Here is a 14,068-nt window from a genome sequence, read left to right as displayed (position 1 = left end):
TTGCGAGCAGCCGTAGGCTGCGTGACAATCTCATGAAATAATAACAAATTCCTGAGATTGCTTAGTCAAAACTTACAGTTTTTCCTCACAATGACGCCTTAACAGTACACCTGTGTATACAACTCCCCTTCATCAGGTAGCGGTGAATTTTCTGAGAATTCTACTGCTTCTTTCACAATTTCTTTTACCGATTGTTCTATTGCTTTTAAATCCGCTTCGGTTACATATTTATTGTCGAGTATCGTTTTTCTTATTATTACCAACGGATCACGCTCTTTATATTGCTCAACTTCTTCTTTACTACGATATTTTGCCGGGTCGGACATCGAATGCCCACGATAACGATAAGTTTTTACCTCTAATATCAGAGGAAAGCTATTTTCTCTAACATACTCGGCTGCTTGCTTAGAGCCGTCATACATTTCTTCAAAATCCATACCGTCGAGCTGCAATCCTTTAATCCCAAACGATGCCCCTTTCTTATATAAATCACGCATAAAGGTAGAACGTGCTACAGACGTCCCCATTGAATATTCGTTATTTTCAATAATATAAACTACCGGCAAACCCCATAAAGCAGCCATATTAAAAGCTTCATATACCTGACCTTGATTAACGGCACCGTCACCTAAAAAAGTAAAACAGATATTATGCGTATCGTTATATTTTTCAGCAAACGCAAGCCCTGTGCCTATCGGTACTTGCGCCCCTACTATACCGTGTCCACCGTAAAATTTGTTTGGTACATTAAATAAATGCATCGAGCCACCCTTACCTTTCGAGCAACCTGTAGCACGCCCCATAAGCTCGGCAAGAACATACTTAGGCTCAGTTCCTGCTAAAATAATATGAGCATGGTCACGATAGCTAGTAATAGTGCTATCACCTTTTTGTTTAACCATATCTACTGCAGAAATTACTGCTTCTTGCCCTATATATAAATGACAAAAACCACCGATTTCTCCCATTCCGTATAACTGACCGCATTTTTCTTCAAAACGACGCAGTAGGAGCATATCTTTAAAGCTTTTTATATATTCTTTCTTTGTCGGCTTATATTTCCCTAACTTAATATCCACTAATTACTCCTTAAGACTATTGTCATCCTGTGGCTTGACCACGGGATGACATCTGTAAATTAAAAGTCACAAAATATGGTACATGATCCGAAGGTGAAGACCAATCACGTGCTTCTGATAGTAAATGCATAGAAAATAATGCACCTTTTAAATTATCGCTAACCCAAATATGATCAAGTCTTCTACCTCTGTTAGATTTTTTCCAATCTATATTTCTATAACTCCACCAAGTATAAAATTTTTCGTCAAGCGATACGAAATGTCTGCTACTATCAATAAAACCTAACGCATTTTGTAGCTCTACCAATAACGAGCGTTCAATATCGGTATGGCTGATAACATTCCGCAACTGCTTACTAGACCATACATCATGTTCATGCGGAGCAATGTTCAAGTCCCCAACAATAATCATTTTATCGTTTTTAGTACGGTTAGTCGTTAACCATTCCTGCATTAACCTTACATATTCGAGCTTATGCTTAAATTTTGTATTTACCTCGATATCAGGTATATCACCGCCGGCAGGAACATAAAAATTATGTATTTCTATATCATTAACTATAGCTGCTATATGCCTTTTATCACTATTATATAACTCCAATGAAAAAACATTATTCAAAGGAAATTTTGAAATAATAGCAACACCATTATATGATTTCTGCCCTGAATATATTACATGTTCATAGCCTATATTTTTAATAACTTCAAGAGGAAATAATGAGTCAGCTACCTTTGTTTCTTGAAGTAAAATAATATCCGGCTGATGTTCATATGCTAATTTTCTTAATAAATCGATCCGTAGACGCAATGAATTAATATTCCAAGTAACTATCTTCATTAGACTTGTTGTATAACCTCCTTTTAAAGGTAATTTGTATGTCAATCCGGTACTCGCATCCTCACGTACTAAGTGTATGCTGCGGTGCTGCGTTCCGTGTTTCTTTCAAATTCCTCTTTATAAGATAGGTTACACAACAAGTCTATTTAATTTTTTATAGCTGCCCCTATTATTGCATCTCTAAAATAAATTATTCCAAGTTGATTTAAAGGATTTTTCATGTCAATTTTATCTTTTTCTTCTTCAGGAATTTTTATCATAGTATTACTGAGTATAGCAAAATAAAGATTATCAGGCAAAACATATCCTGCTTCACTTTGTATTCCAAGGGCTTTTCCCGTATAATGAATCATTAAACGCTTAGAATCAAGATCAGTAAGAAAAATACCGTAACCCATATAAGACTTACGCCCTTCTATATCTTGTGCTAAAAAATATTTAGTAGTCATAAGTTTATACGACTTCTTAGAAAGAATTTTCTCCTCATTTAATGCCCTATACCATCTAATAAGATCAACCGGTGTTGATATTATACCACCGTCAGCACAAGGAACTGCTAAAAAATCAGCAGTTACAGGAGTAAATATAGGTTTATTACTATTATTAGGCGTTAAAAAATATCTTACCGGATAATTAGAACTAATAACGTTTTTTTGGATTCTAGCGGCTTCACTATATGAAGCAAAACTAGTAGATTTCATATTAAGCGGTTTAAAAAATTCATCATAAAAAAAGTTAGCTAAATCTTTTTTAGCCACCTTTTCTATAATCATACCGAGTATAACAAAATTAGTATTACTATATTTAAATTTTTTCCCTATAGATATTTCTAAAGGCTTAGAAGAAACAAATTGTAATATTTTCTTGTGAATCTCTTTCTTAGGCATATTTAAATCAAGTTTAACAAAACTAAAATATTCAGCAATACCGCTACTATGCGTTAATAAATTATGGATAGATATTTTATATGCCCAATCCGGCACTTTTCCACCCCACATTTCCGGATCAAGATATTTATAAATTTTATCGTTAATATTTAATAATGCCTGTTCTTGTAACTTTAAGATTCCCGCTGCTGTAAAAGGCTTGGTAGCAGAAGCAATAGGCATCATTTCATTTGCTTTTAATTGCTCACCATTTAAAGCAAAAATTCCTTTAGCACCGGTTAATAAAGGTTTATAATCATCGGCAAACATAAAAACGGCATTTAAAAATCTATTACTTATATATTCTTTTTCTGCTGCATTGATTCTTTGCTGTATATCTGCAAAACAATCAATACAATTAGTAATAAAAAAAAGCAACAATAAAAAATATCTACTCATCATAACTGCAACACTCCACAAACTTATCAATAGACATCTTACATAACGCAGCTAATAAAAAGAAATTTGAAGGAGACACAGAACGCAGAACCACAGCATACACTTGACATGAGGATTTGAGTACCGGATCGACGTACAAATTAACTTTAGAAGCAAGTTATGTAAGACGTCTAGTAAAATAAAACGGTAATTTTGCTTCTAACTTAATCTCTTGACCAAAAATTTTTTCAGATAAACATATATTATTAGCATGCAAGAACATATATTTACTATACGGCATTATTTCTTTATTACCATATTTATCATCTCCAAGTATCGGACAACCTAATAATTTAGCATGCAACCTTAATTGATGCATTCTACCTGTAACCGGCGTAAATTCAATTAACAATAAGTTATTATCAAGTGATTTAAGTACTTTATAATAAGTAATGGCAAGTTTACCATTTTCACTATCAATATCAGTAATTTTAGGTGTACTTCCTTTACACTTTTCTATATTACTTCTAACTTCGCCTACATTTTTAATTGGCTTCCCATAGGTTATGGCAAAATATGTTTTTACAACCAATTTTTCTTTAAAAGCATCATGAAGTTTTACACTACTTAAATAATTTTTGGCTATTAAGAGCAAACCGCTTGTTTTTTTATCTAATCTATGTACTAGCTTAAAATCAGCACCTTTATAATTCAAATATTTTAATGCAGAGTCAATAGATAAATTTATTTTACTGCCGCCTTGAGTAGCAAGACCTGCAGGTTTATTTATAGCTATTAAATTATCATCTGCATATATCAAATAATCGGTAGTAATTTTCTTCGCTAGCTTAATTTCAGCGTCGGTAAAAACTAATTTTTCAGGTTGCTTAACAGATAAATTAAACTTATCGTTAATAAAAATTTTATCGCCACCCTTTATTCTTAAACTCGCTTCTGCTTTCTGAGAATTAACGGTAATTTGTTTTTGACGTAATGCTTTCTCTATTACTCCTTGAGTCAATAAGGGATATAGACGTTTTAAATATTTATCTAATCTAGAAGAAATAGGAGTATTGACATCGATGATCATATTTTTAATAAATTAGGAACTTTTTATTAAAAAATAGCACCAAATTATTATAGATAAAAGGATTATAGCAAAAAGCTGATGTATAGAGGCAATTATTATAGGTACAGAGTATAAAAGAGTAATTATTCCGGTAGATACCTGCATAAATAATGCAATCATTAAAAAATACGCTATCTTATTTAATTTCGGATGCTCTATTTTTAACAAGCAAATTATCAAAACTACAACAACCAAAAATACGCTATAGCCGCCTAAACGATGTATGAATTGTATAAAAACCGGATCATACCAATTTTTAAGATCACAGAAATTATCTTTTATCTCCATCGGGATAAATCTATCATCCATTAGCGGAAAACTATTATATATCAGCCCTGCATCAAGCCCTGCAACTAAAGCACCTAAAAAAATTTGCACATATACTACAGTAATAGCAATACCGGAAAATATTAATGGTAATTTAAAATCTGTTTGTGACGGGATTAACAAAATATCACAACGATTTTTTATTAGTTGATAAAAAAGTATGTGATAAATAATTACGGCGATAATTAAATGAAAAGCAAGTCGAAAATGACTAACATACGAGCTATTCAACAAGCCGCTTTTAACCATATACCACCCCATAAAGCCTTGTACGCAAAATAACAACAAAGCAATTATATAAGGTAGCATGTCACGATTTTTTATAACATCTTTAAAATAAAAATATATTAAAGGTACAATATATATTAAAGCTGTAATTCTACCGAGTAATCGATGTATAAACTCTAACAGATAAATAAACTTAAACTGTGATAAAGTAATTCCGTAATTAACGGAGTTATATTCAGGGAAAGCTTTATATTTAGCAAATTCCGATTGCCAGCTTTCAAAACTAAAAGGCGGCAAAATACCGGTTACCGGACGCCACTCAACTATAGATAAACCAGAACCGGTAAGCCTTGTTATCCCCCCTATAACAATCGTCGCTATGACCATTATACAACTTATACACAACCATTTTGTAATTAAACTTTTCTGCACTTTTATTTTAAGTTTATGTTTTTTATCGTGTCATTACAGCATTGCTATGTCATCCCCGCGTAGGCCTTGTGGCGTGGATAGGTTTATCATTTATCATCCCGCGACTTGATCGCGGGGATCCAGCTAAAAATACTAATAATATTAGTATTTTTTATTATTTTTATGGACCCCGTGGTCAAGCCCACGGGGTGACATTAAGGATTACTGGATTCCTGCTTTCGCAGGAATGACATATTAAGCCCTCAAATCAAGACTCTGCATTCTTTTCCGTATCTTCGACGGTATTAGCAGGACATTTCTTATTTGATGTTTTATTACGATATCTACGTTTTGTCTTTTTTGGAGCAGCTTGTGCTTCTTCTAAGCCGGCATTACTGTCTACAACTTTCACCTCTTCCACAACGCTTACGGTTTGCTCCACCGATTCTTTGGCCTCTAAACTCTTATCTTTTACTTCATTAGCAACATTATTACTATTATTAGCTGTTTTCCATTTATGTTTATTTTTGCGTAACTGTTCTTTTTTCAGCTCTTCTTCAGTATAATCAGCATTATGATTCTGAATTACCGGCTTAACAGAATTAAAATTATTGTTATTTTTCTTGAACAGCTTCACTTTTTCAATCGAATAACTATCTGATGTAGCATTAGGATCGGAATAAAAATTAAGCTTTATATTATATTTTTCTTCAATAAATTTTATCTCAGCACGTTTATTATTAAGTAGATAAATAACTGAAACGATATTGGTAAAAACATTTATTACATCAATTCTTTCTTCAACAATTTCATTCTCTATAGTACGTAAAATTAACATAGCATTAGCGTCACTTGCTCTAATGACTCCCTTACCGTTACAATGAGAACAAATTGCCGAATTAGTTTCTAAGAAAGAAGAACGTAATCTCTGCCTTGAGAATTCAAGTAGTCCAAACTGACTAATATTACCGGTTTGTATACGAGCACGATCACGACTTAAAAACTCTTTAAAGGATCGTTCAATAATTTTACGATTCTTAGCTTCGCTCATATCTATAAAATCAACAACTATCAAACCTGATAGATCTCTAAGCTTTACTTGCTTTGCTACTTCTTTGGCTGCTTCTAAATTAGTTTTTAGTGCCGTTTCTTCAATATTTTGTTCAGAAGTTGATTTACCGGAATTTACATCAACTGCAATAAGAGCTTCCGTAGGATTAATAACGATATATCCTCCTGAAGGTAACGTCACTACAGGCTGATATAATTTAACTAATTGCTCTTCTACTTGAAACTTAGTAAATATAGGAGTTTTACTTTTATGCTCTTTCAGCTTTACAAGTTCTGAAGGTAATAAATCCTGCATAAATTTTGAAGCGTCTTCATAACCCTCTTGTCCTTGAATTACCACCTCTTTAACATTGTGATCACACATATCACGTATGGTTTTACGTATTATACTATCTTCCTCATGAATAAAACACGGAGCCGGAAATTTAATAGTACTTTTACGAATTTTATTCCATAACCTTGCTAAATAATTATAGTCTTTCTTTAAATCTAAGGTGCTACTTCCTCTACCTGCGGTTCTAACAATGACGCTATAAGCATTTTTATCACCGCTTACTATTTTATTTAAAATATCTTTTAGTCTTTTTCTTTCTTCCCCGTTTGATATTTTACGCGATATACCGTTTTGCGAACCTTTATTAGGCATTAAAACACAATATTTACCAGCCAAGGATATATAAGTAGTAAAAGCGGCGCACTTATTTCCTCGTTCTTCCTTAGTCACCTGCACTAATAATATTTGGTTTTTTCTTATTACTTCTTGAACTTTATATTGTTTATATTGCGGAATATTTGACTCAGGGGTACCGCTTTGAATCATTTCAATATCATCAGCCGCTTCTAAATTAAGTTCTGACTGGAATTTACTCTCTACTAAATCTTCTATGGTTTTTAGGTCAATTTCTTCACTATCAACCAAAGAATCATATATAGCAGCCGGTTTCTCTTCATCATCCTCAACCGTAATATTTGAAAGAGCTATTTCAGGAAAAGCATTAACCGGAAAATTTCTCTCCGAGGTAGGCAAATTGTAATAGTTAGGATGGATTTCACTAAACGGTAAAAAACCGCTTTTATCCATTCCGTACTCTATAAAAACAGCTTGTAGCGACGGTTCTATTCTTGTAACTTTTGCTAAATAAATGTTACCTTTATTTTGTTGTCTTACGGTTGTTTGAAATTCAATATCTTCTATATTGTTGCTTTGTCCTAATAAAACTACTCTTGTTTCGCTTGGAAAATTAGCATCAATTATAATCTTTTTATTCATTTATCTTGCTCACTAACTTGAAGAACAAATAATTAATATAATGCTTGTATCTTAAGAAAAATCATTGTTTATCTTGTATTAATTTATTTAAATAGATAATTTATCCATGAGTAAAGAGCAAAAATGAAATTCTAGATAAACTTCAAATAACACCTCTTTAAAATACTAAAAAATATATTATTATTTTTCTTACATTAAAATATTTTCATATTATTTAATTCATTAATTTTTTTTAAAATTCAACAATAATTATATACAAATTACAAATAAGACTACCATACTTGCTTAAAAGCTGATAATCTAATAACTATCCATATATACTTAAATAATGGACTTACGAATCTCTTTAATTTTTAAGATAATAATCTTAATTATTATAATTATGAGTTATATACCATGTATTTATGTTTAGCAAACACTTAATTTATGACTTTAAAAAACGATTACAAAACTATTTTTTGCTCACTTTTGGGAATATTTATTTTTTCCTGTATCAATGCTATAAATTTTTATAATTTTAAAATCTTTTTACTGCTAAATAAAAATCTAGGCGGAGAACAAATAAATCATATCAATCAAACTAAATTTATAGGTTCGATAATCGCAGCCTTTGCCTTAACACAGCTAATTAATAAGTTAAGTAATCAAAAAATTATTTTAATTAGCTTATCTTTATTAATTATTTGTACAATAAACCTAATTTTATTAAATAATTATACTCTAATTAAAATTAATTTTATTGTAATTAATTTTGGAACATTTTCATATTTCACTGCTATAACATTAGACATTATTGAGAGTAGCAAAGAAAAGAAATATTTTTTTTTAGCTTGTATAATGTTGTTATGGGCGGGTGGAAACTTAATGGTAGATTTATTAAATCCATTTATAACACCGACAAATAATACTATAGTAATTTGTGCATTGTTATATTGTATCAATATACTCACCGAATTTCTGCATTATAATCCTACATCTCATAAATTAAATTTAAATTCCAAATTTTCATCCTTAATAAAAAATGTCGAATTACAATTATTGACAGGCTTCGTAGTTGCTTATGTCACCTTGGATATATTATGGTATTATGAAGCTTTTGCATTAAAGAAAGAATTAGCATTAATTAATTTAAGACTTATACTAAAATATATTTTTCTAGCAATATGTTTTTCTATAATTCCTATATGCTATATATTAAGCAAAGTAAATAAATATTTGGCTAATTTATCACTAACTATAATTCTGCTCGTCTGCTTTATTTTACTACCGCTTCATGGAACTAATAAAAACCTTAATATATTATATATAATACTAATCGGTAGTTGTTTAGGATCCATTTATATTTGCAATATTTTAATACTAATTGATAAATTTAGGGATTACGAACTTAGAACAGCTTTATTTTCGTATTTTTCAATGTGCAGCATCGGTACATATGCCGGAGCTTTATCATCTCATGTACCTTACGGCACTATTAACGGCAGTGATTTCTTATTTTCTGTTTTTGCCGTAGTCGGTAGTTTTGTAGCTTATCATTTTTGGTATTTTATTAAGTATACATTATATAGATTTTAATAAGGGTAATTTGTACGTCGATCCGGTACTCGAATCCTCACGTTACTTGCGTGTACGCTGCGGTTCTGCGTTCCGTGTCTCCTTCAAATTTCTCCTTATTAGCAAGTTATGCAAGAAGTCTTATACTAACATAGACGAAGATCAACTTCAAAAAGAGCAAGGAATCCACAAGGTGAGGAGCGGCACGTATCGCGTATACTTAATACGTGAGTATCGCAACTCTTGTAGGATGACACAGCCAATTTTTGAAGTTCATCGAGTATATGTGTAATATTCCGTAATATAATATAACTTGTATAATTTGGCATTAAATATTAATATTTAAATATATTTTTACAATGCCTAAAATGCAGCAAAGTACATTATTAAAACCGGTTAGTTGTTACGGAATCGGGGTCCACTCAGGAAAACGTACCCAGTTAACTATAGAACCCGCTAAAGAAAATACCGGAATTATATTCATTAGAACCGATATATCTTCTGAAAATAATTATATTGAAGCTAGCTATTTCAATGTTTCCGATACCTTGTTATCTACCACTATCAGTAATGATCATAAAGTTCAAATTTCAACAATTGAACATTTAATGGCAGCACTTTGGGGATGCAGCATTGATAATGCAATTATTAAAATTGATGGTCCTGAAGTACCAATTATGGACGGCAGTAGTAAACCTTTTGTGTTTATGATTGAGTGTGCAGGAAAAAAATTACAAAATGCTCCTAAAAAATATCTAAAAATTTTAAAAGATATAAAAGTAGTGCATAAAGATTGTGAATTATATTGTACTCCTTACAATCACATGACTGTAGATTTAACCATTGATTTCAGTAGTAAAGCTATAGGCAGACAAAATCTAAGTTTTAGGGATCAAGAATCTTTTACTAAAAATATTGCGGATGCTAGAACTTTTGGCTTTATAAGAGATGTTGATTATTTGAAAAGCAAAGGGCTTGCCCAAGGTGCCTCATTTGAGAATGCTATAGGAATAGATGAGCAGGATAAAATCTTAAACCCAAACGGCTTACGTTATGAAGATGAATTTGTTCGCCATAAACTATTAGATTTATTCGGTGATTTATATACCAACGGCACTAGCATTGTAAGTGCAATTAAAGGCTACAAAACCAGTCATGCTCTTAATAATGAACTATTGCATAGAATATTTAGCGATACTACCTCTTACAAATTTGTAACTAGCAGTGAGTTATAATAATCATTTCATATTGTTAAATTTCGCTTTCTTTTTTGCATCCTTTTTAAATTTTCACTTTTTGTCCTTTTTATTTCATTATTAACTTTATCTTTATCCATAGCTTTAGTTAAAGGATTATATCCTTCGGCTTTACTAGGATTTTCATAAAATGGATTCATTACATTTTTAATATCTTTAACATAGCTCTCTTTGCTATTATCCATTGTTATTTTATTTTCTCTAAAAAATTCTTCTAAACCGTTTCTTTTTATTTCAAAATTAAAACTGCCTATTATTTCTCGAAATTTTTGTATTTTTTGGTCTTTATTCATACTCCAATAATTCTTATCCGTTATTAATTTTTTTAAAGCTAATGTTTGCAATACTTGATTCTTAGTATAATTCTCTAATTGTTCTAAATTTTTATATATAGGAGTATCTTGTTTTTTATATTCTTCATTTATATTTAATTTAAATATTGCTTTTATTTCTATTTTTTCCTTTTCAGTAAGACCGTCGATAATTAATGATGCGGTCGTAACTACACCGTAACCCGTAGCTTTTAATATATCAAGCACATTACCACTCGCACCTTTAATAATAGAAGCGGCCAAATTTGCGGCTCCACCTAAATTATTGCCAAATATTCGTCCTGTACTTTTCAATTTATTTACATTTAACTCATACTTATCTTGAGTAGCATCCTTACCTGCCGTTTGCGGCGTATATAATTCATTTTTCAAAATATCTTTTAAGCTCGGTTCTAATGATAATATATAATCTTGCTGACTTTTAGCATTTCTGTTATGTACTAATAAATTATTCTCTTTATGAAGTTTACGCAAATTATGCACTTTCAAAGTCTCATTTACAGCTTGAATGCCTACGCTAACTCCTGAAACAACAGCTACAGCTATAATTATCGGTGATATAGGAGTAAAAAGTCCAGAAACTGTAATTGCTATAGAAGCTATGGAAACTGCATAACTTAAACTATTGCTAAATAATATTTTACCGATTTTACTTTGTCTAAAACTAGTCCAACAAGATTTTAACTTATTAAATATTTTTCTAACCCTTGATTTTTTTGACATTTATTTTTCTCTCCAAAGAACAAATATTTTTATAAATTTTTCTTTTATTTATTTAAATAACTTCTCTTACAACTTAAATTATATTATAAATTCTAATAAAAAAAACAAAATAAATGTCTGGAAAAGAATTAAATAAAATTGTTGCAGCCATCTTATTTGCTAGTTTAATTGCTATGATGGTTGGATTTGTTGCAAATATATTATACAAGCCCACTCTAGAGTTACCACATCGCGGCTACAGCGTTGCAGTTCAAGAATCATCAGAAAATCAAAATACTACCGCACTAGAGCAAGCACCGGTAAATATACCGGAATTAATGAAGACTGCTAACACCGATAACGGTCGTGCAATAGCCAAGAAATGTTTAATGTGTCATTCTCTTGATAAAGACGGTCCAAATAAACTAGGACCGCATCTTTGGGATGTAGCAGGCAGACCAAAAGCAAACATAGCAGACTATAAATATTCCCCTGCCCTATCAAAACTTGGCGGCATATGGGATGATGATAGTTTATTTGCTTTCTTACATAAACCAAGTAGCTATGCACCAGGAACTAAAATGTCCTTTGCCGGTATCTCAAAACCACAAGACATAGCTGACGTAATATTATTTTTAAAAACTTATGTTCATGATAAATAATTATCTCACCGAAATATGGTTAATAATAGGTATAATTTGCATAGTTGTTGAATTCTTTACAGTTCCAAGTATTGGATTCTTATTCTTTGGGCTTGGAGCGTTATCAAACACTCTTGTGGTATATAACTACCCTCTAGTTAGCTTAACAAATCAAATAACATTTTTTGGTATATTATCACTTATTTGGTTTTGCATATTATATTATCCTCTTAAAAAATATGTTTATAATAAAACTGATAAAACAAAAAATTACTCGGATATGATAGGCAAAACGGTAGAGGTTTATAGTGCTACAGTTTCTTCTGATACTATAGGACAAGTAAGATGGTCCGGTGCTATTATGAATGCTTACCTTGTTCCAAATGAAATCGATGCAAAAACAGGCGACCGACTTTTTATTATCGAAGTTACAGGGAATGTACTAATTTGTTCTAGAGAAAAACCTAATAATAATTCTTAGCAAAATATTTCTAAATGACATTGCCCGCGTAAATACAAGTCCTCATTGCAAGTAGGTATTGTTACGTGGATCATTTTATGTCATGCCCACGGAAGCGGGAATGACACTAAATGCATTTTCCAGTCCAACGCGGGCAGCCTCTCTAAATATTCTCTTTAAACCAATCAAAAGCTTTTTTCAAGAAGCTACTATTTGCATCAAGTCTAATATGAGCAAATTCTTTTTGCTGTTTTAGAGCATGAATTTTTAGCATTCCTATAGTTGCTGAATACATAGCCGGATTATAGTCTTCTATAAAACCGGCAATAATCTCCGGTTTACCGATTCTACTCTGTTTTTCAAAAATTTTATTTGAAAGCTCTTTAAGTCCTCTAAGCTGAGACCCACCGCCGGTAATTACAACTCTAAACACTTCAACCTGCCCTTTTGTTGCTTTATCATATTCGGCTTTTACCATTGATAATATTTCTTCGGCTCTTGCTCTTATTACCTCAGCCAATTTATAAATTGTTACGGAAGTATTTAAAGTATGATGAGTATCAACCTGAAAATCCTCCATATTTATAATACTATCTTTCTCAAATAAAGGTATCATTACATTACCGTATAAAATTTTTAATTTCTCTGCCGTAACAAGATCAATACCAAAGACTTTAGCAATATCCGAGCTAATATGAAAACTACCTATATTTACATGCCCCGTATATATTAATTTACCAGCAAAAAAAATGCCGAAAGAGGTAGTTTTATCCCCCATGTCGATGATAAGCGAACCTAGATTTTTTTCATCATTCGTAAGACAGCTAATAGCAGAAGCATAAATTGCTAGAGTAATATTTGTGACTTCAACATGACATTTAGCGAAGCATTGTACAATATTTGATAACATATTTGAACTAGCAGCAATAATATGTAATTCACAACTAAGTTCTCTACCGTACATACCTATAGGATTCTCGACTGAATTATTATCAAGGGTAAATTCAAGAGGAAAATAATGAATAATTTCTTGGTTTTTAACTTTAAATTCAAGTAATGCTTTTTGTAGTAACTTTTTAATATCCTGCTGCGTTACGGTTTGCCCGTTAACTTTAATGGTATAATTAATATAATAAGATTTAGTGTCGGCACCTGATAACGATAATATAACTTTTTTTATATTTTTACCGCAATCTTTTTCAAGTGCGTAAATTGCTGAAACAATGCTAGTTTCAGCATTTTTTAAATCTGATATAACTCCTGATTTAATACCTTTAGAATGATGCAAATTTTGGCTAGCTACTTTAATTTCACCTTTTTTACTAATATAGGCAGCAATTACGGCAATCTTACTACTACCGAAATCAAGTGTAACAAAATTTGATATTTTCTCTTTCATTTTTTTATGCTTGTTATTCCAAAAACGTCATTGCGCGAAGAATTACAAAACTACGTTTCTCTTCGCA

The 14,068-nt window shown here is 31.3% G+C and carries 12 protein-coding genes and 3 pseudogenes; 5 read left to right on the top strand and 10 right to left on the bottom strand.

The window, feature by feature from the left end; all coding sequences use genetic code 11:
- Positions 1-98 precede the first annotated feature (98 nt).
- The 4 genes and pseudogenes from pdhA to TENJIKU01_RS05425 form a co-directional block, all read right to left on the bottom strand.
- Positions 99-1,079, bottom strand: a complete 981-nt coding sequence (gene pdhA, locus TENJIKU01_RS05435; protein WP_064429499.1) for a pyruvate dehydrogenase (acetyl-transferring) E1 component subunit alpha — start codon at positions 1,077-1,079, stop codon at positions 99-101.
- Positions 1,080-1,101: 22 nt separating this feature from the next.
- Complete coding sequence (gene xth / locus TENJIKU01_RS05430) at positions 1,102-1,917, bottom strand: exodeoxyribonuclease III (RefSeq protein ID WP_014273305.1); 816 nt, start codon at positions 1,915-1,917, stop codon at positions 1,102-1,104.
- A gap of 12 nt (positions 1,918-1,929) precedes the next feature.
- Positions 1,930-2,063, bottom strand: a pseudogene (locus tag TENJIKU01_RS10855) (palindromic element RPE1 domain-containing protein); the annotation flags it as partial.
- Positions 2,064-3,245, bottom strand: coding sequence for a serine hydrolase domain-containing protein (locus TENJIKU01_RS05425; protein WP_064429498.1), 1,182 nt, complete (start codon positions 3,243-3,245; stop codon positions 2,064-2,066).
- Positions 3,246-3,247: 2 nt separating this feature from the next.
- On the opposite strand from TENJIKU01_RS05425, the pseudogene TENJIKU01_RS10745 reads away from it, so the two are divergent.
- Positions 3,248-3,418: pseudogene (locus TENJIKU01_RS10745) on the top strand (palindromic element RPE1 domain-containing protein); the annotation flags it as partial.
- On the opposite strand, the gene TENJIKU01_RS05420 reads toward TENJIKU01_RS10745, so the two are convergent.
- From TENJIKU01_RS05420 to TENJIKU01_RS05410, 3 genes are all read right to left on the bottom strand, one after another.
- The gene (locus TENJIKU01_RS05420) at positions 3,400-4,311 is read right to left on the bottom strand and encodes an RluA family pseudouridine synthase (RefSeq protein WP_064429497.1); all 912 of its coding nucleotides are present in this window, start codon (positions 4,309-4,311) and stop codon (positions 3,400-3,402) included. The pseudogene TENJIKU01_RS10745 and the gene TENJIKU01_RS05420 sit on opposite strands and share 19 nt — an antisense overlap.
- A 12-nt stretch (positions 4,312-4,323) precedes the next feature.
- Positions 4,324-5,337 carry a COX15/CtaA family protein gene (locus tag TENJIKU01_RS05415; protein ID WP_064429496.1) on the bottom strand — a complete coding sequence of 338 codons (1,014 nt, stop codon included), beginning with the start codon at positions 5,335-5,337 and terminating at the stop codon, positions 4,324-4,326.
- Positions 5,338-5,584: 247 nt separating this feature from the next.
- Positions 5,585-7,657: an Rne/Rng family ribonuclease gene (locus tag TENJIKU01_RS05410; protein WP_064429495.1), complete on the bottom strand. Its 2,073-nt coding sequence runs from the start codon at positions 7,655-7,657 to the stop codon at positions 5,585-5,587.
- A gap of 426 nt (positions 7,658-8,083) precedes the next feature.
- Between TENJIKU01_RS05410 and TENJIKU01_RS05405 the strand changes: the two genes are divergently transcribed.
- Positions 8,084-9,232 (top strand): MFS transporter, encoded by a 1,149-nt coding sequence (locus TENJIKU01_RS05405; RefSeq protein ID WP_064429494.1) that lies wholly within the window; start codon positions 8,084-8,086, stop codon positions 9,230-9,232.
- Here TENJIKU01_RS05405 and TENJIKU01_RS08590 read toward each other — a convergent pair.
- Positions 9,233-9,335 (bottom strand): annotated as a pseudogene (locus tag TENJIKU01_RS08590) (palindromic element RPE1 domain-containing protein); the annotation flags it as partial.
- 244 nt (positions 9,336-9,579) lie between these two features.
- Between TENJIKU01_RS08590 and lpxC the strand changes: the two are divergent.
- Entirely contained in the window at positions 9,580-10,446 is an 867-nt protein-coding gene (gene lpxC, locus TENJIKU01_RS05400) for a UDP-3-O-acyl-N-acetylglucosamine deacetylase (protein ID WP_064429501.1), read from the top strand.
- A gap of 8 nt (positions 10,447-10,454) precedes the next feature.
- Here the strand turns inward: lpxC and TENJIKU01_RS05395 are convergent, their stop codons facing one another.
- Entirely contained in the window at positions 10,455-11,522 is a 1,068-nt protein-coding gene (locus TENJIKU01_RS05395) for a hypothetical protein (protein ID WP_064429493.1), read from the bottom strand.
- Positions 11,523-11,635: 113 nt separating this feature from the next.
- Between TENJIKU01_RS05395 and TENJIKU01_RS05390 the strand changes: the two genes are divergently transcribed.
- Positions 11,636-12,163 carry a c-type cytochrome gene (locus TENJIKU01_RS05390; RefSeq protein WP_064429492.1) on the top strand — a complete coding sequence of 176 codons (528 nt, stop codon included), beginning with the start codon at positions 11,636-11,638 and terminating at the stop codon, positions 12,161-12,163.
- Positions 12,147-12,623 carry an NfeD family protein gene (locus tag TENJIKU01_RS05385; RefSeq protein WP_064429491.1) on the top strand — a complete coding sequence of 159 codons (477 nt, stop codon included), beginning with the start codon at positions 12,147-12,149 and terminating at the stop codon, positions 12,621-12,623. Before TENJIKU01_RS05390 ends, TENJIKU01_RS05385 begins: the two co-directional genes overlap by 17 nt.
- A 142-nt stretch (positions 12,624-12,765) precedes the next feature.
- On the opposite strand, the gene ftsA is transcribed toward TENJIKU01_RS05385, so the two are convergent.
- Positions 12,766-14,001, bottom strand: a complete 1,236-nt coding sequence (gene ftsA / locus TENJIKU01_RS05380; RefSeq protein WP_064429490.1) for a cell division protein FtsA — start codon at positions 13,999-14,001, stop codon at positions 12,766-12,768.
- Positions 14,002-14,068 lie beyond the last annotated feature (67 nt).

Source organism: Rickettsia sp. Tenjiku01, from assembly GCF_001653015.1.
Lineage (GTDB): Bacteria > Pseudomonadota > Alphaproteobacteria > Rickettsiales > Rickettsiaceae > Rickettsia > Rickettsia rickettsii.
Note: the sequence above shows the minus strand (reverse complement) of the source record. Positions and strands in the feature narration are given on the sequence as shown.